Origin of the sequence: Collinsella sp. TM04-29, assembly GCF_003466565.1 — a bacterium.
In the GTDB taxonomy this organism is placed as follows: domain Bacteria; phylum Actinomycetota; class Coriobacteriia; order Coriobacteriales; family Coriobacteriaceae; genus Collinsella.
This window is the reverse complement of record NZ_QSPW01000002.1, coordinates 279,509-291,842: the sequence shown is the minus strand read 5'-3', so window position 1 is coordinate 291,842 and position 12,334 is coordinate 279,509. Positions and strand designations below refer to the sequence as shown.

9 protein-coding genes are annotated in these 12,334 nt (G+C 61.8%); 4 read left to right on the top strand and 5 right to left on the bottom strand.

All coding sequences use genetic code 11. The features are described from left to right. Positions 1–564 (top strand): transposase (locus DXD39_RS06815; RefSeq protein WP_147347905.1); only part of this gene is annotated, 564 nt, incomplete at its 5' end. A gap of 42 nt (positions 565–606) precedes the next feature. Here DXD39_RS06815 and DXD39_RS06810 read toward each other — a convergent pair. Together DXD39_RS06810 and DXD39_RS06805 are read right to left on the bottom strand one after the other, a co-directional pair. Next, positions 607–1,032 carry a hydrogenase maturation nickel metallochaperone HypA gene (locus DXD39_RS06810; RefSeq protein ID WP_117803572.1) on the bottom strand — a complete coding sequence of 142 codons (426 nt, stop codon included), beginning with the start codon at positions 1,030–1,032 and terminating at the stop codon, positions 607–609. A 30-nt stretch (positions 1,033–1,062) separates the two neighbouring features. Then, positions 1,063–3,840, bottom strand: coding sequence for an FAD-dependent oxidoreductase (locus DXD39_RS06805; RefSeq protein ID WP_199572133.1), 2,778 nt, complete (start codon positions 3,838–3,840; stop codon positions 1,063–1,065). Positions 3,841–4,029: 189 nt separating this feature from the next. Between DXD39_RS06805 and DXD39_RS06800 the strand changes: the two genes are divergently transcribed. The 3 genes from DXD39_RS06800 to DXD39_RS06790 all read left to right on the top strand — a co-directional run bounded on the left by DXD39_RS06800 (position 4,030) and on the right by DXD39_RS06790 (position 7,493). Continuing rightward, positions 4,030–4,692 carry a TetR/AcrR family transcriptional regulator gene (locus DXD39_RS06800; RefSeq protein ID WP_117634468.1) on the top strand — a complete coding sequence of 221 codons (663 nt, stop codon included), beginning with the start codon at positions 4,030–4,032 and terminating at the stop codon, positions 4,690–4,692. A gap of 63 nt (positions 4,693–4,755) precedes the next feature. Continuing rightward, positions 4,756–5,763 (top strand): DUF5692 family protein, encoded by a 1,008-nt coding sequence (locus DXD39_RS06795; protein ID WP_117803571.1) that lies wholly within the window; start codon positions 4,756–4,758, stop codon positions 5,761–5,763. A 242-nt stretch (positions 5,764–6,005) separates the two neighbouring features. Beyond that, a complete protein-coding gene (locus DXD39_RS06790; protein WP_117634472.1) occupies positions 6,006–7,493 on the top strand; it encodes a hypothetical protein in 1,488 nt (495 codons plus the stop codon). A gap of 73 nt (positions 7,494–7,566) precedes the next feature. Here DXD39_RS06790 and DXD39_RS06785 read toward each other — a convergent pair whose 3' ends face one another. From DXD39_RS06785 to clpB, 3 genes are all read right to left on the bottom strand, one after another. Continuing rightward, complete coding sequence (locus DXD39_RS06785; protein ID WP_117637939.1) at positions 7,567–8,919, bottom strand: ATP-binding protein; 1,353 nt, start codon at positions 8,917–8,919, stop codon at positions 7,567–7,569. A 202-nt stretch (positions 8,920–9,121) separates the two neighbouring features. Further along, positions 9,122–9,316 carry a hypothetical protein gene (locus DXD39_RS06780; RefSeq protein WP_233505209.1) on the bottom strand — a complete coding sequence of 65 codons (195 nt, stop codon included), beginning with the start codon at positions 9,314–9,316 and terminating at the stop codon, positions 9,122–9,124. 131 nt (positions 9,317–9,447) lie between these two features. Further along, on the bottom strand, positions 9,448–12,075 hold the full coding sequence (gene clpB, locus DXD39_RS06775) for an ATP-dependent chaperone ClpB (RefSeq protein WP_117803570.1): 2,628 nt from the start codon (positions 12,073–12,075) through the stop codon (positions 9,448–9,450). Positions 12,076–12,334: the final 259 nt, after the last annotated feature.

Sequence of the window (12,334 nt, the reverse complement as noted above, 5' to 3'; positions counted from 1 at the left end):
GCCCGCTCCGGGGCCGGGGGCCCGCGGGCCGAGGCCGCCGGGGAGGCCGCGGCCGCCTCCACCGCGCCCCCGCCGGCGCTCGTCGAGGCCGAGAACAGGCAGGTCAGATTCCTGGCCGCCCGGATATCGGAGGCCCTCGACGAGGCCGGGGCCCTCGAGGCCGAGACGGCGGCGCTGCTCGAGGGCGACGAGACCTACGCGTGCCTGCTCACCGTGCCCGGCATCGGCCCGAGGACCGCGGCGCAGCTCGCGGTGTCGGTCGACATCGCGAGGTTCCCGGACCACGACCACCTGGCCTCGTACTGCGGCATAGCCCCGAGGGTGAGGAGCTCCGGCACGTCGGTGAGGTCGGTCAGGGCGTCCAGGCGCGGCGACGCGAGGCTCAAGTCCCTGCTGATCTTCTCGTGCAACAGCCTGGTGAGGTCCTCGGGGCGCTACGGCGAGTACTACCGGGCCTGCAGGGCGCGGGGCATGGGGCACGGGCGGGCGCTCAAGGCCGTCGCGAGGAAGCGGCTCAGGGCGATATACGCCGTGATGCGCGACCGGGTGCCCTACCGGGAGTAGCCCCGACGGTTGACAAAACTATAGGAACACCCAATGACTAAGTTAGGCGATGTGGAGGGGGTTGGCGGCGTCGACGGCGTCAGGAGCAGCGGGACCATCAGGGGCAGCGTCTGCCGGGTCCTCGTCGGGGGTCTCGATCTGCTTGATCATGACCTCCTGGCCCTGCAGCAGGTATGTCTCGCCGCTGCCGCAATAAGGGCAGGTCTTGCCGTGCTCGACCGTCGCGTAGTCGCGGCCGCACGCACCGCAATGTGTCACGGCTTCAACGGGCTCCACGATAAGCTCCGAGCCCTCGGTGATAGGCTTTTTATCTGCTGCCCAGCGCCAAGCGTCGAGCAGCAAGTCGGGAACGACGCCCGAGACCTCGCCCAACAGCAACGTCACGCTCGAAACGCGACGCACGCCATGAGCGCGCGCCACGTTCTCGACATCGCGAATAATGTGATAGACGATTCCGAGCTCGTGCACTTTTTCCTCCGCCGTTCCCGTTATGACTACTTACTTGCGACCGAATTTAATCTTGATGGCACGCTTGAGTGCGTACTTGCCCAAGCTGGGGAGCTTTTGCTCGTATTTGACCATCGTGGAGCACTCGGGGCGGTCGCGATCAAGATGGATGGCGTCGAATGCGCACTTGGTGGTGCACAGGCCGCAGCCAATGCACTTGTTGGGGTCGACGATCGAGGCGCCGCAGCCCAGGCAGCGGGCGGTCTCTGCGCGCACCTGCTCCTCGGTAAAGGTCTCGACGTACTCGCTAAACGGCGCAGCCTTCTCGCGTTCGCGGTCCACATGCGCAACCTCGCGGCTCGCGTTGTCGTAGCTCTCGAGCACAACGTCGTTGCGGTCGAGCGCGGTGTAGCGGCGCTGGTTGCGGCCGATGGTGAGCGTGGAGCCCGGCTGCACAAAGCGATGGATGGACACGGCGGCCTCGTGACCGGCGGCGATGGCATCGATGGCAAAGCTCGGACCGGTATAGACGTCGCCGCCCACAAAGATGTCGGGTTCGGCGGTCTGGTAGGTCTGGGGATCGGCAAGGGCGCCCTGACCACGGCCAAGCTCCACCTTGGAGCCAGCCAGCAGGTCGCCCCACACGATGGACTGGCCGATGGACATGACCACGCGGTCGGCATCGACGCGGCGCAGGTCGTTCTCGTCGTACTCGGGCGCAAAACGGCCCTCGTCATCGTAGACGCGCGTGCAGCGCTTAAAGGTGATGCCGCACACACGGCCGGCCTCGTCCAGATGGACCTCCTTGGGGCCCCAACCGCAACTGATGTGCGCGCCGTCCTCGATGGCCTCGCGACGCTCTTCCTCGCTGGCGGGCATCTGCGCCTCGCTCTCCAGGCAGAACATCTCAACGTGCTCGGAACCCAGACGGCAGGCGTTGCGGGCAACGTCGATGGCCACGTTGCCGCCGCCCACCACGATGGTGCGGCCGGGCAGCGCATCGATCTTGCCACTGTTGACCTCGCGCAAAAAGTCGACGGCCACGGTCACGTCCTCGGCGTCCTCGCCCGGAATGCCGGCAAGGCGGCCGCCCTGGCAGCCAATGGCAACGTAGAAGGCCTTAAAGCCCTGCGCGCGCAGCTCGTCGAGCGTCACGTCGCGGCCGACTTCCACGCCATAGCGAAACTCGGCACCCATCAGGCGAATGACCTCGACCTCGGCCTCGATAACGTCCTTCTGCAGCTTAAAGCTGGGAATGCCGTAGGTGAGCATGCCGCCCGGGCGCTCGTTTTTCTCGAACACGACGGGCTTGTAGCCCTTCTCGGCCAGATAGAAGGCGCAGGACAGACCGGCCGGACCGGCGCCGATGATGGCGATCTTCTGGTCGAAGCCGCCGGCACGCGTCGGGGTCACCACAGGTGGGACATAGCGAGTCGCGGCATCCAGATCGCGCTGGGCGATAAACTTCTTGACCTCGTCGATGGCCACGGCCTCGTCCACGCGACCGCGGGTGCAGGCATCCTCACAGCGGCGGTTGCACACACGGCCGCAGATAGCGGGCAACGGGTTCTCGCGCTTGATGAGCGCCAACGCCTCGTCATAGCGGCCCTGCGCCGCGAGCTTCAAATAGCCCTGAACGGCAACGTGCGCGGGGCAGGCCGTCTTGCAGGGAGCGGTGCCGGACTCATGCGTCTCGATACGGTTGTCGTTGCGGTAGTTGGGCGACCACTTGGTGTGGTCCCACTTGGTGGCATCGGGCAGCTCCTGGCGCGGATACTCGGGCACCTGTCCGCCAGCCTTTTTGCTACAGAGCTTCTGGCCCAGTTTGGCGGCGCCGGCCGGACACACCTCAACGCAGCGACCGCAGGCCACGCACTTGTCCTTCTCGACCTTGGCGACGTAGGCCGAGCGCGACAGGTTGGGCGTGTTGAACAGCTGCGAAGTGCGCAGGGCGTAGCACACGTTGACGTTGCAGTTGCAGATGGCGAAGATTTTGTTCTCACCGTCGATGTTGGTGATCTGGTGCACAAAGCCGTTGTCCTCGGCCTGGCGCAGGATGTCGTAGACCTCCTCGCGCGTCACATAATGGCCGCGGTCGGTCTCGACCACGTAGTCGGCCATATCGCCCACGGCGATGCACCAATCGGCCGGGTCGTCGGCGCAGCCCTCTCCCATCACGCGACGGCTCGCGCGGCAGCTGCAGGTGCTAGCGGCATACTTACCTTCGTATTTGTCGAGCCAATGCTCGATATGCTCGATCGGCACCGAGGTGCTCGCGGCATCGATGGCCTTCTCGACCGGAATGACATGCATGCCGATGCCGGCACCGCCGGGCGGCACCATCGGCGTGGCCTTGGACAGCGGTCCCTTGGACGCCTGCTCAAAGAACTTGGCATAGACCGGATGCTCCTCGAGCTGGCTCACGCGCATGTTGAGGAACTCGGCGGAACCCGGCACCAGCATGGGCAGCACCCACTGCTTGGCGCGCTCGGGGTTTTCCCAGTTGTACTCGAGCAGACCCGTGTAGCTCATGTCGTCGAGCATTTTTTCGATATCGGCCTCGGGCATGCCGGTGAGCTTGACCATCTCGGGCAGCGTATAGGGACGGCGCATCTTCATCTTGCAGAGCACTTCGGCCTGCTCGTCGGTTGCGGCCTCGGCAAACGACCAGTACTCGTAGCCCAGCAGCTCGTCGCGGTGCAGCAGGCGGTTGGTGCAGTGCTCACACAGTTTGACGATGGCCTCGCGCGGATGCTCCGGTATCGGCGGCACGAACTCCGCGCCGATATCGGGCTCGGTATAGCTAATCCCCGGTCCGTTGAGAATCATAGTCGTCCCTTCTCTTGCCACAGCCCGGCGAGACCGCAGCGCCCCTCTTTTTTTGCAGGCCGGGCATGCCCCCATGCCTTTCACCCGCCATTGTTGACATTGTGTCAAAAATAGTATTGACGAACCGTCAACAATATTCAAGACTGTTAGGCGAACGGTCAGGCAAAAGAGGATGAAAGGCGGCAAAACATGGGCAACAACGCAGCAGATATCTCTGTGGTCGATGCCGTCCCCGCATCCGATAGCGCGGCAAAACGCCTGACGGGCGACGAGCGCCGTCGCGAGATCCTCGCCGCTGTGCGCGCCGTGAGCGCCGAGCTTGGTGTGTCCCATCTTTCGGTATCGGCCGTGACCAAGCGGGCTGGCTGCACGCGTTCGCTGTTCTACCACTACTTTGCCGATATGGATGCCGCCGTCACCGCCGTTATGGACGAGGCAATCGACGGCTTTATCGCCGAGCTCGAGCAGTGGAACGCCAGCCGCACGGTTGGCGACATCGAAGGCGCACTCGACACCGTTGCTCCGCTCTTTAAGCGCCTGGTCGTGAGCGGCCACGAGTTGCCGAGCACGCTCACCTCGAGCAGCGGCGCGCTCTACGGCGGCTTTTTGCACAACGTGGTCCAGCGTGTGGCGCAGTATATCTGCGATACCACCGTGGTGGATTTTGTCGCCCATCATGAGCTACGCATCGACCATGTCTACGAGACGTTCTACACCCTCATTATGGGGTTGTTGATGTATATCCGCACGCACCCCGATGTGCCCGACGAGACGGTCAAGGAAATCATCGCCTCGACACTCCACATCGAGGGCTATACCGCCAAGTATCCGGAGCGCAAGCCCCAGAACTGACGACATTTGGCCAAACTGCCCGCGATCAGAAGAGGGGCCGCGGGCGTGTGAAAGGAGAGCAGCATGCTGTTCGATGTTTGGGGTAGCGATACCCTTATCCACTGGGCCGGCTGGGCCATGGTCTTTATTGGCCTGATCGTGCTCAACGAGATCGGCCGCCGCACCAAGCTGGGCGCGGCAATCATCTTTGGCGTGGCTCCGCTGGCCATGACCATCTACTGCGTCGCTATCGCCATCGGCGTTTCGCAGGGCGCCGAGTGGGCGCTCACCAACCCCACCCATGTGTACCAGAACAGCTGGTTCCACTACGCCAAGGTCTACGCGGCGTTGACCGGTTGCTGGGGCTTCATCGCCATTAAGTATCAGTGGGGCAAGATCGGCAAGGCGCACTGGTTCCGCGCGTGGCCGTTTGTGATCGTCGCCATCAACATCATGATCGCCGTCGTGTCCGACTTTGAGAGCGCCTATCACTTCTTTGTCCTGGGCCAGTCCACTTGGGTCACCTCCGAAGGTGCTACGCAGCTTGCCGGCTGGAACAACGTGTTCAACGGCATCGCCGGTATCATCAACATCTTCTGCATGACCGGTTGGTGGAGCGTCTACGCCTCCGAGGACAAGACCGACATGCTGTGGCCCGACATGACCTGGGTCTACATCATCGCCTACGATATCTGGAACTTCTGCTACACCTACAACTGCCTGCCCGCCCACTCCTGGTTCTGCGGCTTTGCGCTGCTGCTGGCGCCCACCGTCGCCGCCTTTATCTGGAACAAGGGCGGTTGGATCCAGAACCGCGCCTTTACGCTGGCCATTTGGTGCATGTTTGCCCAGGTGTTCCCGTACTTCCAGGAGGAGTCCATCTTTGTGACCCACTCCACGCTCGACCCCAGCGCCGCTACTGCGGTCTCGATCGCCGCACTGGTCGCCAACATCGCCGCGATCATCTACATCGCCTACCGCGCCAAGAAGCTCGGCCGCAATCCCTACAAGCAGGATGTCTTTGAGGGCACCAGCGATTGGGAGAAGGCTACCGCTCGCCGCGCCAAGGTGGATTACGCACACGCCGAGTAACGCGCTCGCTGCCGTCCGCATTTGGATGTAGGCGCGTCTCTTTGGCTCCGTAATCTCGCGTTATGCGCAGCCCCCGGAAAGCAATTCGTTTGCTTTCCGGGGGCTTTTTGCTGTCGCGCGTGCATTCATGCACATATTCACAATGTATCGCGCAGATAAAATCGAATTTCCGACTGCACGCCAGCTCTATGTGACCTTAATTTTGGGTACATTGTTGTCCCGATATTGAGCTTGGGGGATATATGGAAAATGAGACGAGGGGCCAAGAGGACGCGGCCCAAGATGCAGCGGCGTGCGCCGAGGCCTTGGAGAGCCTAGACCGGTTTTCGCTGGACGAAGTTGCGTTTGACGAGACAATCGTCGACATGCAGGACGCGGCGGGCGATGGCATACCGGATACGGGCGACGACGTCGAGGATGCTCGCGATGAAGCCGATGTCGAAAAAGGCGATGACGAGGGCAATGGCCAACCGGAACCCAACGCGGGAGATGAGACCTCCCTGCTTGGCGACTTGCCCGTCGACGAATCGCTCACCCGCGAGCTCCCCGGCTTGGGCTCTGCGCCAGTCGTCGACGAGACCATCGCCATGGGAGATATTCCCCTGCCGTCCGCTCCCTCGGCACACGAAGCCGAGGTTCGTCATCGTAAGATGTCGCCCAAGCGCCGCAATCTGATGGTCGCCGGTGTCGTGGCTGTCGCGCTCGTCGCCGGCGGCGCGGGCTATGCGGCTTGGAACGGATACCAGCAAGAGCAGGCCGCCGTAGTTGCCGCAAACGCCCATACCATGATGTCGGTGCAAATTGGCGTACATGCCGCGGGACTCGACTGCTCCACCGGCTCGAAGATCCCCGTGCAGGTGAGTGGCCAGGACTCCGACGGCTCTTCTGTGAGCGAAACGCTCTACGTTGACGAGCACGGCCGCGGCATCAAACTGCTGCCCGGCGATTACACGCTCTCCATCGCTGCCTCCCCCATCGCGGCCGACGGCACCATCTATACCGTCCCGACCACCAAGACGCAGGTCACCGTTAAGAGCGATGGACAGGATTTAAGTGCCCAGGCTGCCTTTAAACTCAAGGTGCCTTCGGCCGACACGGTAACCAACGACCAGATCGACGCCGCCGCCAAGTATGCCGAGGAAGGCGGCGCGAGCTCCGCCGCCACCGCCAAGGTGCTCCAGCAGGCGGCAACCGCGCGGCGCGACGCCGCCGTCAATGCCGTGAGCGCGCAAAAGGCACAGGCAGCCCGTGATGCCGACGCCCGTCACAAGGCAACCGACCTCTACCAGCTCGATATCCCCGTCGAATGGTACGGCAAGGTCGAGACTTGGCAAAATGGCAGCACGCTATGCATCTATCTTGCCGGCGACAGCGATACGCCGATTGTGACGCTCGTCGCGGTGCGCGAGGGCGAGAGCTTTACGCCCGATGAGGGCGATACGGTTTTGGGTGCGGCCAATCTAGGCAACGGTTATACCGTCTACGCCAGCGGCCCCGTCTATCCGTACGTGGTGCCCCAGACCATCAACGGGCGCACGCAGAACCCCGTGTCGACCTATCCCATGGACACAGCCATTGAGCTTGTCGAGCTTACGACCGGCAACCGCTACACCTACAGCCAGATCAAGAGCGTGCTGGTCGGCAAAGACGGCAAGGCCGACGCTGCCACCAAGCTCGAATGCGACTACATCGCCCAGATTCTGCTGCCGAGCATCAAGGCCCAGGACTAGCCGGGCGCATCATGGTACTCCCCAACCGTGATGAAGGGGCCAGGAGGTCCTGGCCCCACAGATCCGTAGATGATTAGGCAAGGAGCCACTTCCATGCGGGCACAGCGTGTACCACACCGTGTTCACATGGAATATCGGCCTGTTCATCCATAGTAACGATTACCGACTCGCCAAGATCAAACTGGGCCATCGAGGCATCGAGGGCTGCAATTTCGCGTTCGCGCGTTTTCTCGCTTGCCATATCCACACTCACCTGAGTCAGGCTATAAGCCTGCATGAGAAGTGCATCCCCAGCCACAAAGTCAACCTCATGGCTTTTATTCTTCTCCTTGACCAGTAGGCGGCAGACCGAACCGACCCGCACCGCAGGAGTCCTTCTTCTGAGCGCATTGAACACCGCAGTCTCGAGCCTCTGGCCCTGGTCCAATGCCGATGCGGGAGAGAATGCTCCAAACATCGCAGGATCGACAGCGTAGACTTTAGACGCAGACCGCGTATTATTTGCAAGTGAACGCGTAAACTCCGGCACAGAAAACAGCAGGTAGGCGTCCTCGTAATACTCAAGTAAGTCGCTGAGCGAATTACGACTGACGGGTATCTGCCTGCTCTTGAACTCGTTGTACACCTTGTTCACCGACAGCTCTCGTCCCGAAGATGCCATACACCGCGTCAGAAACAGTGAGGCCAAACGAGGGCTCTTGACGTCGTAACGCTCCACAACGTCCATAGCGACCGTTCGCGACGCATATTCCTGTAGCAGCTGAATCGCGTCTGCGGGCGTCTGCTCAAGTGTCGCGATGAATCCCCCTCGCTCGAGATATCCGACCAGATGGTGTCGGAGCAACGCTGCAGCGCTTGAGGAGAAGGGCGCGTTCGACTCAGGAACGCTCCCCGTCTTATATCGGACGTATTCCGAAAAACTCAACGGAAAAAGCTCTCGCACAAGAGAACGGCCCCTGAACTCGCTCTTAAGTTCTGAGGACAGCATCTTAGAAGAAGATCCCGTCACGTAAACGGTCGCCTTCTCCGTATCGACCACGCGTCGCAGAAACGCACCCCATTCGGGTATTTCCTGGATCTCGTCAAAGAAAAGGTAGGCGCCCTCGCCTCGAGCAGCAGGATATAGTGCATAGAATGTATCGAGCACGTCCGCTAGTAGCGATGGCTCATACGGACGCAAGCGCTCATCCTCAAAATTGAAATATAGCATCCGGTCAAGCTCGACGCCTTGGCCCTGAAGCCGCCGCATCTCCTGATACAGGCGATACGTCTTTCCACAACGACGGGCGCCCACAATCACATATACGATGTTGTCGCGCTTTGGCTCCTGCGGGTTGCCCAGATCAAGGTCGCGCTCAAAGACCTGCGGAATCCCCTGTTGCTCAAAGTCCTTTATTTTTTGAGCCACCAAGTCGTTGAATGCCATAATTCTCCAATCTTGCTCTCCTGCTAATCAAGATTATAACGATTCTTGATTAGCAGGAGAGCAAGATTACGTGTAACTTGATTAGTAGCTAAGCAAGTTTTTCTGTTGCCGAACATCAAAGGCCAGGGCTAGCGGCTCCTATTAGATGCTGGCTCACATAGCAGCCCAAGTAGCTAAAAGAGCCCCGTCCCAAATGAGCTACTTAGCGCCAGGGGTCGGCTTCGAAGAGGGGCTCGCGCTCGGGGCGGCGATCGCTGTAGGGATCGTAGCCGTCGTCATCCTCGTTCTCGGCGCGGATATAGGGGTCGCGCGGCTTGGGTGCCGGCTTAGGCGCAGGCTTGGGTGCGGCGGGTGCTGCATCGGTCGCCGGCGCGCTTGTCTTGATCTCGTCTTTCATCTGCATAGCTCCTTGCATCGCATCCGTTCAGCATTATCGATTGTCGCACGAAAAAGGGCGGCGGACCCAATTGGATCCGCCGCCCTTGGCGTTCGGCTCAAAAGGCAGATTGTAAGGCATGCGCCAAAAACCTACTGCGCGTTGGGGACCTCGTAGGTGGCCGCCGGCGTGTTGTCGCACACGACGGTAAAGCCGCCGTCCTTGTCGGCATCGACCGTCACCTGATCGCCCTCGCGCACCGTACCGTCGATGATGGCGGCGGCGATGGCGTCCACGACCTCGCGCTGGACCAGGCGCTTGAGCGGACGGGCACCGAACACGGGGTCCAGGCCACCCACGGCGAGCATCTGCTTGGCCGCCGGGGTGATGGCAAGCGTCATGCGCTCCTTGGCCAGACGTGCACGGACATCGGCAAGCTGGATATCGACGATCTTTTCGATTTGCGCCATGCCGAGCGGATGGAACACCACGATATCGTCGATGCGGTTGAGGAACTCGGGGCGGAAGGTCTGAGCCATGGCCGCATCGACCTGATGGCGCATCTCTTCCTCGTCCTTACCGGACAGATCGGCGATGGCCTTGGAGCCCACGTTGGACGTCATGATGATAATCGTGTTCTTGAAGGACACCTGGCGACCCTGGCCATCGGTCAGACGGCCGTCATCAAGCACCTGCAACAGCACGTTGAAGACATCCGGATGAGCCTTCTCCATCTCGTCGAGCAAGATTACGGAGTACGGACGACAGCGCACGGCCTCGGTTAGCTGGCCGCCCTCGTCGTAGCCCACGTATCCCGGAGGCGCACCGATCAGACGCTGGACGCTGAACTTCTCCATATACTCGGACATGTCGATACGCACGAGCGCGCGCTCGTCATCGAACAGGCACTCGGCCAGCGCCTTGGCGAGCTCGGTCTTGCCTACGCCGGTGGGGCCCAGGAAGAAGAAGCTGCCGATGGGCTTGTCCGGATCGGAGAGGCCCGCACGGCTACGGCGCACGGCCGCGGCCACAGCGGACACGGCCTCGTCCTGACCGATGACGCGCTTATGCAGCTCGCCCTCCAGGCCCTTGAGCTTGTCGAGCTCGCCCTGCATCATCTTGGACACGGGCACGCCGGTCCAGGCACTCACGACCTCGGCAATCTCGTCGGAGGTCACCTGCTCGTTGAGGCCCTCGCCGTCCTGCTCTTTTTGTGCCTCGAGCGCAACCTCGGAATCCTGAATCTGCTGCTGCAGACCCGGAATCACGGAGTAGCGCAGCTCGGACGCACGGCCCAGATCGCCATTGCGCGTTGCGCGCTCCTCTTCGCTCTTGGCCTCGTCGAGCTGCCCCTTGAGCTCCTGCACGTGGTCGATAGCGTTCTTCTGGTTGAGCCAGCCGGCCTTTTGCACGTTGAGCTTTTCTTGGACCTCAGCGATCTCTTGGCGCAGAGCCTCCAGACGCTCCTTGGAGGCGTCGTCGGTCTCCTTCATGAGCGCCTGCTCCTCGATCTGCAGCTGGGTGAGCTGACGCGTGGTGGCGTCGATCTCGACCGGCATGCTGTCGAGCTCCATGCGCAGGCGGCTTGCCGCCTCATCGACCAGGTCGATGGCCTTATCGGGCAGGAAGCGGTCAGCGATGTAGCGATCGGAGAGGTCGGCGGCGGCCACGAGCGCGCTATCGGTGATATGCACGCCGTGGAAGATCTCGTACTTCTCCTTGAGGCCACGCAGAATCGAGATGGTGTCCTCGACGGTGGGCTCGGAGACCATCACGGTCTGGAAACGTCGGGCGAGTGCCGCGTCCTTCTCGATGTACTTACGGTACTCGTCGAGCGTGGTCGCGCCGATCGCATGCAGGTCGCCACGGGCGAGCGCAGGCTTGAGGATGTTGCCGGCATCCATGGAGCCCTCGGTGGCACCCGCGCCCACGATGGTGTGGAGCTCATCGATGAACAGGATGACCTTACCCTCGGATTTTTGTACTTCCTTGAGCACGGCCTTCAAGCGGTCCTCGAACTCGCCGCGGTACTTGGCGCCGGCGACCAGCGCGCTCATGTCGAGCTCGATGAGGTCGCGGTCGCGCAGGGTGCTCGGCACGTCGCCGGCCACGATACGCTGGGCGATGCCCTCGACGATGGCCGTCTTGCCGACGCCCGGCTCGCCGATGAGCACGGGGTTGTTCTTGGTGCGGCGCGACAGTACCTGGATGGTACGGCGAATCTCGTCGGTACGGCCGATGACCGGGTCGAGCTTGCCGGCGCGGGCGAGGTCGCAGATGTTGCGACCGTACTGCTCCAGCGCCTCAAACTGCGTCTTGTCCTCGGCAGACGTTACGCGGTCATCGCCGCGCAGCTCCTCGTAAACCTGCTCAATGCGCTCCTTGGTGACGCCAGCGTCGCGCAGAACGCGGCCGGCCTCGCCCTTGTCCTCGGCAAGTGCCATCAGCAGATGCTCGGTCACCACAAAGCTGTCGCCCATCTTGGTGGCCTTCTTCTCGGCCTTTTCGATGACGCGGACGAGCTCGTTGGACAGGCCCATCTGCTGGCCCTCGCCCGAAACCTTGGGCGCGCGGTCGATGGCATCTTGTGTGGAGCGTGCAAGCTGGGCCGGATCGGCGCCGATGCGCTCGATGATCACGGAGATATTGCGCTCGCCGGCACCAAGCAGGGCGGACAGCAGGTGAATCGGCTCCACCGCGCCGGCCTGCGCGTCGGCAGCCGTGCTCATGGCGGTCTGCAGCGCCTCGCGCGACGTCATTGCCAGCTTATCGATTCTCATGGAATCACCTCTCTTGGGGCGGCCGCCCTACGGGGCGGCTTCACGTTGTTCGAGAAGTATTGTTGCCAGCTTTGCGCGATCTTATACATAAATCTAAGTCTCTATATATAAGATTTTCTGAGTGCTCTCATGACATGCGGACCACCACAAAGGGGGCAGGCACCTTTGTGGTGGTCCAGAGAAGAATCAGCCCCAATTATAAGAGGCGGCATCAAGCCCAGCCTACGTTTCGCGACCCCAAATCGAAGCCCAATAGGGC

Excerpts from the sequence above, each read along its gene's own strand:
- DXD39_RS06805 (WP_199572133.1), bottom strand. The coding sequence starts at position 3,840 with ATGATTCTCAACGGACCGGGGATTAGCTATACCGAGCCCGATATCGGC.
- DXD39_RS06800 (WP_117634468.1), top strand. The coding sequence starts at position 4,030 with ATGGGCAACAACGCAGCAGATATCTCTGTGGTCGATGCCGTCCCCGCA.
- DXD39_RS06795 (WP_117803571.1), top strand. The coding sequence starts at position 4,756 with ATGCTGTTCGATGTTTGGGGTAGCGATACCCTTATCCACTGGGCCGGC.
- DXD39_RS06790 (WP_117634472.1), top strand. The coding sequence starts at position 6,006 with ATGGAAAATGAGACGAGGGGCCAAGAGGACGCGGCCCAAGATGCAGCG.
- DXD39_RS06785 (WP_117637939.1), bottom strand. The coding sequence starts at position 8,919 with ATGGCATTCAACGACTTGGTGGCTCAAAAAATAAAGGACTTTGAGCAA.
- DXD39_RS06780 (WP_233505209.1), bottom strand. The coding sequence starts at position 9,316 with ATGAAAGACGAGATCAAGACAAGCGCGCCGGCGACCGATGCAGCACCC.
- clpB (WP_117803570.1), bottom strand. The coding sequence starts at position 12,075 with ATGAGAATCGATAAGCTGGCAATGACGTCGCGCGAGGCGCTGCAGACC.